Genomic DNA, 15,921 nt, shown 5'->3' on the forward strand with positions numbered 1-15,921 from the left:
AAAAAATCTCCTAGCCCAAATCTACTATGGTATTTGTGATTGTTGGAACTTGTCTTTCCACAGTTAAGGCTGAACCTGTTGGAGTAATTATTTCCACTTTGATTTTGTCTAATGCTTGTGGTCTATCTCCGGATGCATAAGCAACTGCTAGAACTGCTGATTCTCCTTGTGAGAGAATATCATTACTTGTACTTTCTTGTGTAAAGTAAATGAATGCACGAGTGTATGTTGGTCCAGGACTTGCTCCTGTTGGGCTGTTATCAATTTGTCCAAATGTTTCGTCACCTGATGAACCATCAGATACTGCTTGTGCTGTTGCAGAACTGAGACTCTTGAATTCTCCTGTTAGTGTTCCGACATAAATGTCGCTGTAATCAATTGAATTGCTGACATATCTTACAGAAGTTGTTTTTGCTTCTAGATTAATGTCGTTTCCACCAGATGAAACCTTGATTGGAAATGCAGTCATATTCAAGTATCCTGTTGAAGAATCACCTTCACCGATGACCTTACCTGCAACTTGCATACTGCTACTTGCTTCTCCCAAACTGGAAATTATTGATGTCTTTGCTTTCTGTGATGTAGTAAATCCCATGTTAAGTACAACAAATGCTAAGGCTGCAGCTACGATTACAAATGCAATCATGACTATTGCAGACTCTACACCGATGACTCCACGATGAGAATGTCGCGTTCCCTTTCGTTGTAATTTCATTGATAGGATTAAGTGGCATGGGGGTATATCATAGCGTGTGTTTGGCGTGATCAAACACAAGAATTCATTTAAAAATTGATTTTCTTTTGTATGGCTATCCTAAATCTAGTACTTCATGTGTGATGCTTGGGATGTCTCTTTCTACTGTTAAAGTGGCCCCATTTGAAACTATGATTTCAAAATTGATTTTTTCTAACGCATATGGTCTATCATTTGTTGCAAATGCTATGGCTAAAATGGCATGTTCTCCAACATCTAAAACTTGATTTGAATTCAATCTTTTAGCCCAATATAGAAACGCACTAGTTTCATCTGGCAGTGTACCGTTAACCGGATTAGCACCATTAAATGCATCAAAAGCAGCATCTGTTTCTAGTTCTGCTTGTCTGTAAGCCAAAATTGATTGTCTATATGTATCTGCAGTTATTGCACCTGTGTAGATATTGTCATACTGAATTGATTCACCAATATATCTAATTGATATAACATCTGGAGAAAAATTTACTGAATTCCCATCTTTTGAAATTTTGAGAGGTATGTTTGTTGCATTAATCCTTGGAATGCTAAAACACGAAGATTCTGAATCTATACATCCAACTGCGGTAATTGTTCCTGATATTTTCATTGAACTGCTTGATTCTTCTAATCCTGCAATAGTAGTTGTTTTTACCATCTGTGATGTAGTAAATCCCATGTTAAGTACAACAAATGCTAAGGCTGCAGCTACGATTATAAATGCAATCATGACTATTGCAGACTCTACACCGATAACTCCACGATGAGAATGTCGCGTTCCCTTTTCCTGAAATATCAATATTTTCTATTGCCTTCAAAAGAGTATATCATAAAGTCTGTATTTTGTAAACAGACAATACAAATTTGTAATGATTGAAAATAAGAAAGATTGGAAACCAGTTTTAGTGGTTAACCCATATCTACTATACTGGTGGTGATTGTTGGAATTTGTCTTTCAACTGATAGTGATGCACCAGTTGCTGGAATTATTTCCACTCTAATTTTGTCTAATGCTGTGGGTCTCTCAGATGAAGCAAACCCTATTGCTAATGCTGCATGTTCTCCTTGATCCAAAACTTGATTGGTGTTGTATTGAACTGACCAATAGATGAAGGCTGCGGTTTGTGAAGCAACAGTTCCGTTAATAGGGTTAATGGAATCTCCTGAAAATCCAGTTAATGAATCAGTATTTGCTTCTTCAAATGCTCCTCTCAAGGTTCTATGTTCTTCAGATGTTATTGGTCCAGAGTAAATGTCATCATACTCTACACTGTTACTGAGATATTTTACAGCTGTTGTAGCTGTTCCTAAATCTATTGAATCTCCTCCTGGAGTAAGTCTAAGTGGAAATGCTGTGGCATTAATCTTTGGTGTTGTTGCACAAGTAGTATCTGATGATGATGAAGTACATCCAACAGCTGTTACTTTACCTGCAATTTGCATACTGCTACTTGATTCTCCAAGTCCTGCCATAATAGTGGTCTTTGCTTTCTGTGATGTAGTAAATCCCATGTTAAGTACAACAAATGCTAAGGCTGCAGCTACGATTACAAATGCAATCATGACTATTGCAGACTCTACACCGATAACTCCACGATGAGAATGTCGCGTTCCCTTTCGTTGTAATTTCATTGATAGGATTTAGTGTGATATGAGTATATCATAGCGTGTGTTTGCTGTGATCAAACAGAATGATGATTGAAAAAATGAAAAATAAGAAGATTGGAAACCAGTTTTAGTGGTTAACCCAAATCTACTACGCTAGTTGTGATTGTTGGAACTTGTCTTTCGACTGACAATGATGCACCAGTTGCTGGAATTATCTCAGCTCTGATTTTATCTAGTGCTTGAGGTCTCTCAGCTGCAGCAAATCCTATTGCTAATACTGCATGCTCACCTTGATCCAAGATTGCATTGGTATTAGTTTGTACTGACCAGTAAATTATTGCTGCAGTTTGTGAAGCTGTAGTTCCATTTACAGGATTACAAGAATCACATGAAAATCCAGTTAATGAATCAGTATTTGCTTCTTCAAATGCCCCTTTCAAGGCTCTGTGTTCTTCAGCAGATATTGGTCCAGAGTAAATGTCATCATACTCTACACTGTTGCTGAGGTATTTCACTGCGGTTGTGGCCAATTCTAAATTGACTGCATCTCCACCCGTGGTTACCTTGATTGGATATGCTGTAGCATTAATCTTTGGTGTTGTTGCACAAGTAGTATCTGATGATGTAGAAGTACATCCAACAGCTGTTACTTTACCTGCAACTTGCATACTGCTACTTGATTCTCCAAGTCCTGATATGATGGTGGTCTTTGCTTTCTGTGATGTAGTAAATCCCATGTTAAGTACAACAAATGCTAAGGCTGCAGCTACGATTACAAATGCAATCATGACTATTGCAGACTCTACACCGATGACTCCACGATGAGAATGTCGCGTTCCCTTTCGTTGTAATTTCATTGATAGGATTTAGTGTGATATGAGTATATCATAGCGTGTGTTTGCTGTGATCAAACATCTATGAAAAAACTATCCTTGCAGATTTTCTCTAAAAAAATCTAATGAATATCTAACCTCTGTTTCTGTAATCAATCCCTTATCAAACCAACACAAAGATATCTGATACCAATTTGGAACATTAACTCCATCCCAAATAAATTCCAAATCTGATAGAGGAATTTGGCATAGTTCAAGTGAACCTGAATCATAACTAATGGTATTGCTCTGAATGTTTAATGGAATGTTTGTAGCTTCACTAGGCACGCCATAGACTAACTTGAGAGTATAATCTTGCTCCATTCTCCATATTTCTTTTGAAATATCTATGGATGAATCAAATGTTGCATCTTGATTAAACATATTTCCTTGTTGGTAAACAAGATTATTTTGATTGTTATATACTAAAATATCATATTCTGTATTGGCAAAATCTGAATCGACTAATCCACTAACTTCCAATACCTTGTCTTCTCTAATTTTATATGAAATATCTAATGTAGATTCAATTACATTTGGATTGTCTTCAAAAAAGATTTTCCCGGTAAACCATGGGTGAATTTCACAAAAATAATAATATCCTGCAAATCCTGTGTGTTCCAAATTAATTGAATATCCTTTACCTGTACCTAGACTCTCTGAGGAAAAATATTCTCCAGCGTAATCTGGATGTTCAGGTACACCACTTACAATTTTATGTATAGTTGAATCATTATTTTGCCAAGTTATTCTGTCTCCTGACTGAATTGGAAGTTCTCTGGGTTGAAACAATTCATTTTTCCCAAAATTATCATAAGGATTAATGAAAATAATCCATGAATCCTCTGCAAAAACTGTTGAAGTTGTAATTGGGAGCATTAGTAATACCCCTGAAAAAATCACAATTGCTCTTAATGTCATCAAATAATCATGAAAATTTAGTAATTTGTACTGTTGTTTGATCAAAATAAACAAAATAAAAAAGTAAAAAACCTGGCTAATTATTTAGATTAACCAAGATCTACTATCGATGATGATATGTTTGGAACTGTACGCTCAATAGACAATGGTGCACCAGTTGGAAGAATTACTTCTGCTCTAATTATGTCTAGTGATTGCGGTCTTTCGCTTTCAGAAAATGCAATTGCTAGCATTCCGTGTTCACCTTGATCCAAAATGAAGTTATCATTTCTATTTACATTGAAATAGAATACTGCTTTTGTATCAGATGGGCTTGAAGCATTTACAGGGTTTGATGTTATGTATCCTGCAGTCACTGATGCCTGCATTGCACTTGCTAATGTATCATGCACACCTGATGATATTGCTCCTGCATAGATGTTTCCATGTTCCACACTATTACTGAGATAACGAATAGCAGCATTTGAAGGATTAAGGTTAATTGATTGACCTCCGGACACTATCTTTAATGGAACAGCTGTGGCATTAAGTTTCCCTGCAGTAATGTGGCCTGAACCAATAATTTTACCTGCAATTTCTAATGCACTACTTGCTTCATCAGCGCTTGAGACTATGGCATTTTTTGTTTTTTGCGTAGTTGAGAATCCCATGTTAAGTACAACAAATGCTAAGGCTGCAGCTACGATTACAAATGCAATCATGACTATTGCAGACTCTACACCGATGACTCCACGATGAGAATGTCGCGTTCCCTTTCGCTGTAATTTCATTATTGAAAATTAGTATGATGTTAGTATATCATAGCGTGTGTTTAGAGTGATCGTACAACTTTGTGGATATTTGCTGTTCGTTTGTTAAAAACACACAGTATCTAATTATGTCAAAATTTATTGTGATATTAATGAAAAATCAACGACTTCTATGTTATAGAGCCCAAAATAATAGATCAGATAAATATCATGAATACTGGAGGAGAAAGTAATATGTTAAGCAAAGAAGAAATTTACAATTCTCTAGTTCATTTTGGTTTGGAAGAAATTGATGCCAAAATCTATGTTGGCCTTCTTCAGATGGGTTCTGTAACTGTTGGTACGATGGCACAAAAACTTAATGTTGATAGAGGAAAGGCATACAGATCTCTGAACAAGCTCAGAAATATGGGTGTGATTTCAACTACCTTTTCAAATCCTACAATCGTAAATGCTGTAGAACCATCTGAAGCATTAACGAGTGTAATTCAAAAGAAAGAAGATGAAATTGTCATGCTACAAAAATTGGCAAGAACTGTTATTGAAAGTCTCCATAACTATGAAAATAATGTGGCAGCAACTGACATGTCCTCCTTCTCAATTGTTCAAGGAAGATCTAACATATACACTAGAATTGGAAAACTAATCCAAGAATCTAAAGAGAAAATCTTTCTGGTTACAACTTCAGATGATTTGATGAGGATGTATCACACATCTATACCAGATAAAATACATGCAAAAATATCTACAGGTGGAGAAGTGAGAATAATCACTAATGACTGTGATGCAAAAACAATGGAGATCATTGAACAGTTAGGTACGCCTGAAGTTAAAATTGGAAAACTGCCTTCAAAAAGTAGAATGATTGTAGAATCAAAGAATCAGCTAATCATGTCGGGAGCTATGAAAGAATCAATGGATCTTAATGATGATGTTGACTCTATCATGTATACTAATTCTGAAGAGATGGTTGAAAACATGTTTAGTTTGTGCACTCATCTATGGAAAAAATCAAAACCAATGGAAATCTTATCTTCCAATTAATTTTTTCTTTTTTTATTTTAGTAATTCTTTAAACTCAAACATATTAGATATGCTTTCAAAAATTACTTCATTGGAAGCTAGTAATTTGAAGGAATCCTCTGTCTTAATAACTTTGGATAAAATCTCAATTGATTGTTTTGTATTGCCCTGGAGCATTTGAATTTTTGATTTTTCAAATTGTGCATAATTATAGAGAGTATCTGTTTCTGGAATTTGTTCTAAACACAGAATGGCATCTTCATATTTTTGTTGGGAAAAATATGCCATTGATTTTTTTAAAATCATTTTTGAATCCATTGGGTTCATACTTATGGCCCTATCGAAAAAATTAACTGCTTTCTCAAAATTATTCAAAATTAGATGAATCTTGCCTAATTCGTATAATGCTTGGCTATTTGTATTGTTATCTTTAATTAATTTCATACAAATTTGCCCTGCTTCCTCATGACGACCAAGAATTGATAGAAGATGTGATTTTCTTTCTAAAATTACATCTGATGATGATTTTGTTAGTATTTGATTTGTATAGTCTAGCCCCTTTTCATAATGCCCAACTTTTAATGATATCTCAGCTGCTTTCTCTAGGGCTTCCATATTTTCAGAATCAGATTTTAATATATTTTCTACACATAGAAGCGCTTCTTGAAATTCCTGTTTTTGTTCAAAAATTCTAGCTTTATAGATAAGGGCAACATTATTGGTTTTAGTTTTTCCTAAAATATTATTAAAAATACTTAGTGCGTCAGAAGATTTATTGTTATTAAATAACAAAATTCCTTTTTTCAGCAATTGATCCCTTGGCTCTGAAGTTGATTCAGCTAGTTGATCACAACATTCTATTGCGTCATCTAACCTTCCACTTTTTTCTAGTAATTCAATTTTGTAGTTTAATGCATCTTTATGGTTTGGAGAAATCTCTAAAATTTTTTCAAAATTAAACATTGCTTCGTTAGGATTATTGATTTCCATGTTTGTTTTACCTAAAAGTAATCGTGCTTCTATGTGGTTTGGTGTTTTATTCAATATTTTTTCAAAATGGATAATCGCTTCATTATAATTTCCACCTGTAGCATAGGCTTTGCCCAAAAGAAGGTGTGCTTCTATGTGGTTTGGTGAAATTTCTTCAAGTTTATTTAGATAGATTATTGCTTTTTGATATTCATTTTGTTTTGAGAAAGTTTGACCCAATAATAATAGTGAATCTGGATGATCCTGATTTTCAATAATCTCCTCTAAGGTTCCAATACCCTCTTGAAAATTTCCCATTTTTACTAGGGCTTTCGCTAGATAGTATTTTGCATCAATATTATCCGATTCCAAATCTAATACGTTCTGAAACTGTTTTACTGCTTCTGTAAAATTTTGTTTTGCATACAATATTTTACCTTTCATAAAGAATGCTTCTGGAATATTTTTGTAGGTTGATAATGCCTCATCATATGCTTCTATCGCATCATCTAATTTTGCCAGTTTAAAGAGACATAGCCCTTTATTGCATAATGCTGAGTATGATTGGGGATTTTTTGCTAATGCACTTTCATAGAATCTTAATGAATCTGAAAATTTTCTACATGCCAGAAAATAATTTGCAAGATTTAGGTCATCTGTGAAATCTTCAAAATCATTGTCTCCGTCAATATCACATTTGATTCTCTCTCTGGATTCTAATAATTTCTCAATCTTTGATCTTACTTCTGTATCAATTTGTGGCAATTTTGGAAATAACGATCTAAATGAAACCCTGTTTTCCTCTAAAATACTCCCAATCAGTCCATTTACCATCTTAAATTTAACCAATGCAGAATTTGCAGACATTCCTTAGGATGCGATTTTTATTGTAATAGCATTCTGTACGTTCAATTTGTTTAAACTGAGCATTTTTTTTGGAAATGTTTGTGCGTTCAATTTGGGTGAACTGATGATTATAATGTTAGTTTGAGTTGTTTATATATTGAAATCTATCTTATTGGGAATACTTTTTTTGCTGTCTATCACAACTATCGGTACTTCATCTGCAATTGAAAATGAATATGATTTAGAATATAATTTACTGCCAAAAAAAATCCATGAAAATGATATAGTTACTTTAGAAGTTTATAATTCTCATAATGGTCAGGTTTCATTGGAAAAAATAACAAACCTAAATGTTGAATCTCTTGATAAATCTATTATTGAAGTAATTGATTTTGAAAAAATACATCCCTATAAAATTCTAGTAAAATTAAAAGCATATGGTGAGGGAAATACAATTCTTTATGTTTTTAATGAAGGTTCAACATCTTTGGAAATTCCTATTAATGTATATGGAAACAACATCCCTAAAAAAATTTCTTTAAACATCTTCCCTGATACATTTGAATTAGGTGAAAATAATCAAGGCGTTCTCTCAGTATTACTTACTGATGATAGCGGAATTCCAACAAGAGCTGATAAAAATTACTTGGTAAAACTTAGCACTTCTAAATCGGGTATTGCATCTTTTTCTGAAACTAATATTCTAATCCCTAAAGGTGAGTTTGAATCAAAACAAATTTTCACAGTAAATAAGGAAGGAATTGTTACAGTTTCTGCAAAGTCTGGAGATCTTGAAACTACTGAATTATTAACTGTTGAAAAACCTCTTGACGAAGAAATTAAAATTTTTGTAATTCCTGAAGATATTAGCTCTTCAAATACTTCAAGTGGGCATTTGATTGCACAGTTATTTTCAGATGGATCTTTAAAAAAGGCAACCAAAGATATTACGATCTATTTTGAAATTGAGAGCTCAACAGATGCAGAAACTACTAACACAAGCTCAGATACAAACACAATAAACCCAAAAGGATATTTCCAGATTAAGCAAGGACAGACATACGGGCACGAGTTATTCTCAATTCAAAAAGGTAAAACTGATTCTTATACTGTAACTGCAACTTCACAAGATCCATTAATGATAGTTGAGGAATCTTTTGAAACAATTGATGTAGAACTGTATGGAAATAAAGAAATAAAATTCAAACCATTATCTGTTCTTTCAGATGGTTCAAGACAATTAATTGGAGTGATTTATTTAGAAGATGAAAATGGTCATCCTGTAACAGCTGATAGAGATATTGTTGTACCATTTACCACTTCTGACAAATCTATCTCTATTGAAAATTCAATCATCAAAAAAGGATTTGAATCCTCATTGGTTTATGGAAATATGGGTAATTTTGTACCCACAGATTCTGATGTTGCTCCAAACATCCCTAATGCAGAAGTTGTATCTTTGGATATTGATGGTTTTACAGAAGATTCTGTATCTCTAAAGACCTATGTGTCAACTGATCATTTTCTAAAAGGTGAACTGCATTGGATCATGGTCTATATGGAATCATCAGATGGATTGTTTCAAATTCCGTCAGAACAACATATTGAAATTTCCCACTCTGAAATTTTTATTGTAAATAAGAATGATGTTCAAATTTATCCCTTCTTCACCCTAATTCCTATTTTTGCTGTTGATTCTGGTGATGAAGATTTGGTGATAAATATTGATAATTTTGAAACAAGTATTTCTCTTTCAAGCATCTCTTCAAAACCTACATCTTTAGTTGTTGATTATTCTGAAAAATTATTTACGGGCGTCAAAGATACATTTGTTTTACAAGTATTAGATGCCCAATCATTACCTGTGAAGATAAATGAAGATATTGATATCAAAATATTTTCTTCAAATCCTTCTATCCTTGACTTTCCAAAAAATGTAACTCTCTCCCATAAATCTAGTTTTACACAGATAGATTTGGTACCTAACTCATCAGGAATGGTTGAAGTTACTTTCATTTCTAAAGGTTTGCCAATTCTAACAGAAGAGATTGTTATAGAAGAAATAACTCCGACTATCGAAATTACCAGTGCTGATATGATTGAAGCTGGTGACTCCTTTCTTGTTTCTATTCTAGCAAAACAAAATGGTGTTCCTCTTCAAAATGCTCCCGTAAATTGGGAACTAGAGGGAGGAATTACTACTATTGGGGATGAAATGACGGGTCCAACTGGTGAGGCTATGTTGTCAATAATTTCCACATCTGATGATTCAGTAAAGATCATGGCAAGTATTGATGGACCAATTCAGTCTGCATTCGCTTCTAAAATAGTTAAAATAAATTCGACAACCTTCAATGATCTTGACGAATCTGATGATTCATTCAAAAAACCTGATGTGGGTGGATTTGATCCTATATTGATAATGGTGCCTGCAATTATTGTTGGTATGATATTATATATGAAGAAAAAATCAAAGTAAAAATTTTTTCTATTTTCTAAATATACACTCTATAAGTAAAAAATTTCTTTTTATTTTTAAAAAATTAAAATTCTACAAGTCGTTTTAATTCTTTCAATAATTCATCATTGTTTTGAATTATGTCTTCTGGTGTACAATCAAGCATGTGCCCATTCTCTATTTTATAATATTTCCATTCTTCACAAATTGTGTTATTTGAGATATCTGAATTATCATATTTCCAATCAAATCCATTAATTATATCTTCATGAGGGTATGCTGGACCTCGTTCAAGAATCATTGAATTGGTATCATAATTTATTTTGACTTTGGAATTTAATGCTCCTGGATATAGATAAACTACATTCGGATGTGAGGTTATAGCTAAAAATTCATTTTCTGTCGCATATTGATTATGCAGTAAAACTACTGAATTAAAATTATTTAAAATACTAGGATTTTTATCTATATCTATATCATCAATTACACTATAACCTAAAAATTCCAAAATTCTGAAACTTTTAGCTCCTACTGAAAATATGGGATCATAATACTCTTCTATTTTAACTTCTGAACATGTTTCACAACGACCAAGATAAAAATCATGAATTCCTCCCCATGCATAAGCAGACTGGGTTAGTATTGGGTACACCACAGCAGTTTTTTCTGGAGCGCTTAATTCTTCATATTGATCAAAAAATCGAGTTTCTGGCATTTGTGTTATCCTATAATCATCATAATCATTTACTGTGTTTATTGCATCAGAAGATCCGGTTTTTAAAATTATAATAATTGATAACATTATCAATATTGAACAAATCATTATTTTCCTATTAACTACCAACACATGTTATGCCTAAAATGAATACAAAAAGAACTATCTGTTCATATTAAACAATATTAAAAGTTCGTTCATGCTGAACAGACTTGCATATATCGATACTGCTTGAATTAATAAATCTAAATGATTAGGCCAAAGAATTTTTTCAAAATTATAGAATTGAGACCGTTTAGAAAAACAAATCTAAAATCAAATTCAAAAGTTTCAAAAATTAAACATCAAAAATCAATACTAGTATTGCAAATAGGAATTTTGATATTTTTTGGAGGTTACTTTACAGGACTCCCATTATCTTCTGGTGAAAATGAAGAATCTCTAAACCCTGTTGGACTTTTTAATTCTGTATATTCAGTTGAAAATCTTAGAGGTGACTCCATAGCCCTCTCTAAATATTGGAAGATTCCAAAAGGTTCGTCTCTTGTTGTCAATATTCTTAACCCTGTTTCTATCTCTGATGAAACTATTTCTATTATTAAAGAAACAATTTTATCAACTGAAAAAATTAATCTTGAAGATTCACTACTGCATAAAGGGCCTGAAAATTCTTTTTCAAATTATTATGTAGGTTGGGCAGGTGCGCTTGAAAACATTCCTGATACTAAAATAACTGTGCCTAAAAACTTTGAAGTTCTAAACTCTCAAAAATCAAATGGGGATATTGTTGTTATTCTTTCAAACATTAAAGATCGATCTGGAAATACTGGTTACACTAAAACAATTCTAGAAGGTGATGAAATTGTAAAAGCCTTTATCACAATTTATGATATTGATTCTCTGTCAAATACTCAAGTTGCTACAATTATGAGGCATGAATTTGGTCATGCATTAGGATTAGGGCATTCTACTGCACCTGAAGATCTTATGGCTCCAACTATTGATATGACTTACCCATACATTTCTGAATGTAATGTTAAAGCCGTTGCTGATCTCTATGATGGAAATTCTGATGGTACTACAATCTGTGAAAAATGAGCTTAGTTTCAACAAACAAGTCTTGATTAATTAAAAACTGATAAAACAAAAATGGTCAAAAAATTACTAATTGCAGAAGATAACAAGTTTACTGCAATGCAATATAAAAAATTCTTTGAAGCAAATGGCTATGATGTTGATATTTTTAATAACGGTCTCATTTGTTTCCAAAAATTTGAAAATGAATTAAGGTATAGAAGAATTGTGTTAAAAGACAACACACCTCCATATGATTATGTTATGCTTGATCAGGATATGCCTAAAATGACTGGTTCAGAAGTTTCTGAAAAAATTCATAAACAATGTCCAAGACAAAGAATAATTTTCTTATCTGCATACGGTCAAAGTATAATGCGATCAAATGAAAGCACAAAGGATTCATATCTTCAGATAATGCAAAAACCATTCTCTTTGGAATTCTTGTTAAACAAAATTACTCCGAAATCATTTTCTAGTATTAAAAGATCCAGTCAAGAGAATAATCTACTAACCGCCACTCAAAGCCCAGAAACAATCCGATAAATTTTTTAAATTATGTTGGATTTGAAATTTTATTCTATCTGGTGATTTATCTTCTTTCTTCTAATTTAATTTTCCATTTTTTAGTTCCAAATCTAGGTGTTTCCAATTCCAAATGACCTATTACTTTGTCTCCTTTGAGAACTTTTGCATAATCTGATTTCTTTCTGCGTATGATTCTTGCAACTTCTTTATACCCGCCTTCTATCATCTTAATGCCAAATCTCTTACCAGCTTTAGAAATTAATTTTCTACTTTTGACTGAATCATCTGATAATGATAGTAAATCAAAATCTCCAAAATTCTCTGTGGACAAAACATCGCTTTCTAATTTTACCTCTAATTTCAAACCTGTGGCTTTTGCCTGTTCATTTAACCATTCGGTAACTTTCTCACCATTACCTTTCTCGGCTCCATAAACTTGATCTTTCATGCATATCTTGATGGTATTCTATTAATATGATTTTTCAATAAATTCATTTTTTATATTCAAATTGTTATTTCCCAAATCTAGGTTTTTCCAATTTGGAATCTGTTTTCTACCTATTTTTCCACCGAATCTATAACTTTTCTTGTGGTAATACTGGTATGTATAAAATATCCTTACATTTGGGCACTTGCATTGTAACTAGACAAAATAAACCTGCATCATATTGGACTGTTTTAAGTCATTACGGGATTACTCATACCGATCTTCAAAAATTGAATTTATCTTACGAAGAACTTTATGAGATCTATAAAACAATTCAACGACATGAAGAAATTCGAGAATTTCTTAAAAATCTAAAGGAAAAAATTGCAATGACTGCTAAAAATAACAACGTTTCTTAGATCTCGATCAGTTGTTTCATATTTTCTAAAATCTGAACAGGTTGAGTACTTTGCACATACAACAGCCCATTAAGTAATCTTCTGTTATAATATTGTCATCGATAACTCTCAATGGGATGTCGCGTCCTTTGCGACTCCCCCCTTAGGGGGATATGGATTTAACAAAAACCTCTTTTATGTCAAATGTAATTTGTTTTATCTGAACAACGTACATCATTTATTCAATATTTTATAAAAAATAATATGGTAAAAATATCGTGCAATAACTATGGCTTTGATTGTAGTTTTGAAATTAACGGCAATACTGAAGAAGTAATTAAAAAATATCAAAAGCACTCTATTGATGAGCATGGAATCGAATACAGTGAGGAAGGCCTTGATCAATTACTTCTTAGAATGAAGAACTAAGTCTTCTCTAAGAATCTTCTTGAAGGAAATATTTTGGAATCTGATTCCGGATAAAATAGGGGTAAGATATAGCGGATAATTTATTCTGTGATCTCTATATCTTCTAATAATTCTAAATGGTATAGGTATGACTCAAAAACCATTGGTGCATTTTGTTGAAGTGATTTTTTAATGTTTTTTGAGACTTGGGCGTTCTGGCTCACACAGTAATATGATATTATAGATATGAAAATATGACGAACGAAATATGATTGACTAATACATGAATATGTTTTGTTAAAACCTCGCTGTTGGAATTACTAATGCGTGCCTAAGTCTGTTTGAATTAAACAAACTCCACGTAATATGCTCCAACTGAGAATCTTTTATGATGTTAGTAGATAATCCTGTTGAGCGAGATCCAGTTTTACGTGATTTGACAGAAATCTCAGTCAATGCATTAAAGGATTTAGAATTAGCAAGAAAAGAACTCAAAGAAAATGATCTTCAAATGCAAGAGATGAATAAATTGGCAAATGAACGAGTTAATGAAATGTCTAGAGTCAATCAACAACTTCAAGATAAAATTTCATTTGTGGAAAACATGACAAAATCAATGCAGGAGAAAAATGAACATCTAGAAAAAGAACTGAAAATTACCGAAACTGAAAAAATTAATTATAGTAAGCTTAATGCATTATTGAAAGAAGATCTCAGTAAAGTAATTAAAAAGGAAAAAGAACTTTCTATCAAACAAATTTTCCTAGAAAAGAAAGTTAAAGAGCAAGCTGAGAACTTATTGAAAGGAGAAAAAATGTCTATAATTGGGACATTTACTTCGAGACTTGCTCATGATATAAGAAATCCGTTATCAAAATTAAAAATGTCTCATGATATTTTGTGTAATTCTCCAAATATGCCCGTTCTGGATAAAATAAAACATCAGCAAAGAATTGAATCTGCAATTTCTAATATGACTCATATCATTGAAGATGTTTTAGAATTTGTAAGAATGTCTGAACTTGATATGAAAGAAACTCCAATAAAAACAATTATCAAATCCAGCATGGAATCGATAACTGTACCATCATCCGTAAAATTAGAAATTAAAGGAGATGATAGAGCTGCTTTATGTGATTCTAGAAAATTAGAAGCAGTATTTGTAAACCTGTTAACTAATGCTATTGAAGCTATTCGCGGTAAAGGTTATGTGGCTATAAAAATTATGGATAATGGAAATAATATAGAAATATGTTTTGAAGATTCTGGTGCTGGGGTGATACCTAGCTTACAGGGTAAAATATTTGAACCAATGTTTACAACAAAACAACATGGTACAGGATTGGGATTAGCTATTTGTAAAATGATTGTGGAACAACATGGGGGTAAACTATTATACAAAAATACGCCTTCTGCATTTTCAGTACTATTACCAAAAATCAATAACCATAAAATGGTGGCACGATAATTTTGCAATCGTCAATTGAACCATTTATTGAAAATTTAGCAAAAGAAGTTTCTAAATGTTCTTTATGCTCCTTAGATGGATATCTTTGTAAAACCCATTCTCAAATTGTGACATCTGACATTCTTCAAAACAGTAAATCTTTTTTGAGATGTCAAAAAACCTCTGCCTAGGATTGTCTGTATGAAAAAATCACACTAATCAATATCTCCACAGATAATAATATTCTATATGGCAAGAAAATTTCCTGTAGTGTTATTGGTGGATGATTCTGATGCATTTAGAATATTTTGCAGAGATGCCATTAAAGATTCTATAAAATTTATTCAAATCCTTGAAGCTAAAAATGGAATTGATGGTCTGAAACAATACCAATTACACAAACCAGATATGATCTTACTTGATTTGAAAATGCCTAAATTGGAAGGTGGTAAAGTTTTAGAATTAATCCGAAAAAATGATAAAATTACAAAAATTATTGTTACTTCTGCATACAACAATGATCAGGAATCAATTAATAATTTAATTAAAATGGGAGCTAATAGTTATGTCCCAAAACCTATGAATCGGATTAATTTGATGAAAGTTATTACAGATGTATTGGCAAAGGGGAAAATGCCTGGAACAAATTTTGCAAAATCACTTCCTGCAAATTAAATTTAAAATTTGACTTTTTTAAAAAACAGGTTGAGTTTATGTTATTTTGGAAAAATCCTGAATTAGTATGTTA

17 protein-coding genes are annotated in these 15,921 nt (G+C 32.3%); 8 read left to right on the forward strand and 9 right to left on the reverse strand.

Annotation, left to right across the window (positions count from 1 at the left end):
- Positions 1–10 precede the first annotated feature (10 nt).
- From NADRNF5_RS03940 to NADRNF5_RS03965, 6 genes are all read right to left on the reverse strand, one after another.
- Entirely contained in the window at positions 11–715 is a 705-nt protein-coding gene (locus NADRNF5_RS03940) for an archaellin/type IV pilin N-terminal domain-containing protein (protein ID WP_048115882.1), read from the reverse strand.
- 94 nt (positions 716–809) lie between these two features.
- Positions 810–1,529 carry an archaellin/type IV pilin N-terminal domain-containing protein gene (locus tag NADRNF5_RS03945; RefSeq protein ID WP_048115883.1) on the reverse strand — a complete coding sequence of 240 codons (720 nt, stop codon included), beginning with the start codon at positions 1,527–1,529 and terminating at the stop codon, positions 810–812.
- A 110-nt stretch (positions 1,530–1,639) separates the two neighbouring features.
- Positions 1,640–2,362: an archaellin/type IV pilin N-terminal domain-containing protein gene (locus NADRNF5_RS03950; RefSeq protein ID WP_048115884.1), complete on the reverse strand. Its 723-nt coding sequence runs from the start codon at positions 2,360–2,362 to the stop codon at positions 1,640–1,642.
- A gap of 110 nt (positions 2,363–2,472) precedes the next feature.
- Entirely contained in the window at positions 2,473–3,195 is a 723-nt protein-coding gene (locus NADRNF5_RS03955) for an archaellin/type IV pilin N-terminal domain-containing protein (protein WP_048115885.1), read from the reverse strand.
- 69 nt (positions 3,196–3,264) lie between these two features.
- Complete coding sequence (locus NADRNF5_RS03960) at positions 3,265–4,131, reverse strand: cupredoxin domain-containing protein (RefSeq protein ID WP_048118966.1); 867 nt, start codon at positions 4,129–4,131, stop codon at positions 3,265–3,267.
- An 89-nt stretch (positions 4,132–4,220) separates the two neighbouring features.
- Positions 4,221–4,901, reverse strand: a complete 681-nt coding sequence (locus NADRNF5_RS03965) for an archaellin/type IV pilin N-terminal domain-containing protein (protein ID WP_048115886.1) — start codon at positions 4,899–4,901, stop codon at positions 4,221–4,223.
- Positions 4,902–5,114: 213 nt separating this feature from the next.
- Between NADRNF5_RS03965 and NADRNF5_RS03970 the strand changes: the two genes are divergently transcribed.
- On the forward strand, positions 5,115–5,924 hold the full coding sequence (locus tag NADRNF5_RS03970) for a TrmB family transcriptional regulator (protein ID WP_048118968.1): 810 nt from the start codon (positions 5,115–5,117) through the stop codon (positions 5,922–5,924).
- Between the two features lie 12 nt (positions 5,925–5,936).
- On the opposite strand, the gene NADRNF5_RS03975 is transcribed toward NADRNF5_RS03970, so the two are convergent.
- The gene (locus NADRNF5_RS03975) at positions 5,937–7,739 is read right to left on the reverse strand and encodes a tetratricopeptide repeat protein (protein WP_048115887.1); all 1,803 of its coding nucleotides are present in this window, start codon (positions 7,737–7,739) and stop codon (positions 5,937–5,939) included.
- Positions 7,740–7,905: 166 nt separating this feature from the next.
- Between NADRNF5_RS03975 and NADRNF5_RS03980 the strand changes: the two genes are divergently transcribed.
- Complete coding sequence (locus tag NADRNF5_RS03980; protein ID WP_237089333.1) at positions 7,906–10,197, forward strand: Ig-like domain-containing protein; 2,292 nt, start codon at positions 7,906–7,908, stop codon at positions 10,195–10,197.
- A gap of 64 nt (positions 10,198–10,261) precedes the next feature.
- Here the strand turns inward: NADRNF5_RS03980 and NADRNF5_RS03985 are convergent, their stop codons facing one another.
- A complete protein-coding gene (locus NADRNF5_RS03985; protein WP_048115889.1) occupies positions 10,262–10,999 on the reverse strand; it encodes a hypothetical protein in 738 nt (245 codons plus the stop codon).
- Positions 11,000–11,140: 141 nt separating this feature from the next.
- Here NADRNF5_RS03985 and NADRNF5_RS03990 point away from each other — a divergent pair, with 141 nt between their 5' ends.
- Positions 11,141–11,989 (forward strand): matrixin family metalloprotease, encoded by an 849-nt coding sequence (locus tag NADRNF5_RS03990; protein ID WP_048115890.1) that lies wholly within the window; start codon positions 11,141–11,143, stop codon positions 11,987–11,989.
- A 51-nt stretch (positions 11,990–12,040) separates the two neighbouring features.
- The gene (locus tag NADRNF5_RS03995; protein WP_048115891.1) at positions 12,041–12,511 is read left to right on the forward strand and encodes a response regulator; all 471 of its coding nucleotides are present in this window, start codon (positions 12,041–12,043) and stop codon (positions 12,509–12,511) included.
- Between the two features lie 46 nt (positions 12,512–12,557).
- Here the strand turns inward: NADRNF5_RS03995 and NADRNF5_RS04000 are convergent, their stop codons facing one another.
- Entirely contained in the window at positions 12,558–12,941 is a 384-nt protein-coding gene (locus NADRNF5_RS04000; RefSeq protein WP_048115892.1) for a hypothetical protein, read from the reverse strand.
- A gap of 155 nt (positions 12,942–13,096) precedes the next feature.
- Here NADRNF5_RS04000 and NADRNF5_RS04005 point away from each other — a divergent pair, with 155 nt between their 5' ends.
- From NADRNF5_RS04005 to NADRNF5_RS04015, 4 genes are all read left to right on the forward strand, one after another.
- The gene (locus NADRNF5_RS04005) at positions 13,097–13,339 is read left to right on the forward strand and encodes a hypothetical protein (RefSeq protein WP_048118971.1); all 243 of its coding nucleotides are present in this window, start codon (positions 13,097–13,099) and stop codon (positions 13,337–13,339) included.
- A gap of 243 nt (positions 13,340–13,582) precedes the next feature.
- Positions 13,583–13,747 carry a DUF1059 domain-containing protein gene (locus tag NADRNF5_RS10890; RefSeq protein ID WP_082051981.1) on the forward strand — a complete coding sequence of 55 codons (165 nt, stop codon included), beginning with the start codon at positions 13,583–13,585 and terminating at the stop codon, positions 13,745–13,747.
- A 367-nt stretch (positions 13,748–14,114) separates the two neighbouring features.
- Entirely contained in the window at positions 14,115–15,194 is a 1,080-nt protein-coding gene (locus tag NADRNF5_RS04010) for a sensor histidine kinase (protein WP_237089334.1), read from the forward strand.
- Between the two features lie 228 nt (positions 15,195–15,422).
- Positions 15,423–15,848: a response regulator transcription factor gene (locus tag NADRNF5_RS04015; RefSeq protein ID WP_048115893.1), complete on the forward strand. Its 426-nt coding sequence runs from the start codon at positions 15,423–15,425 to the stop codon at positions 15,846–15,848.
- Positions 15,849–15,921: the final 73 nt, after the last annotated feature.

Source organism: Nitrosopumilus adriaticus (assembly GCF_000956175.1).
Classification (GTDB): domain Archaea; phylum Thermoproteota; class Nitrososphaeria; order Nitrososphaerales; family Nitrosopumilaceae; genus Nitrosopumilus; species Nitrosopumilus adriaticus.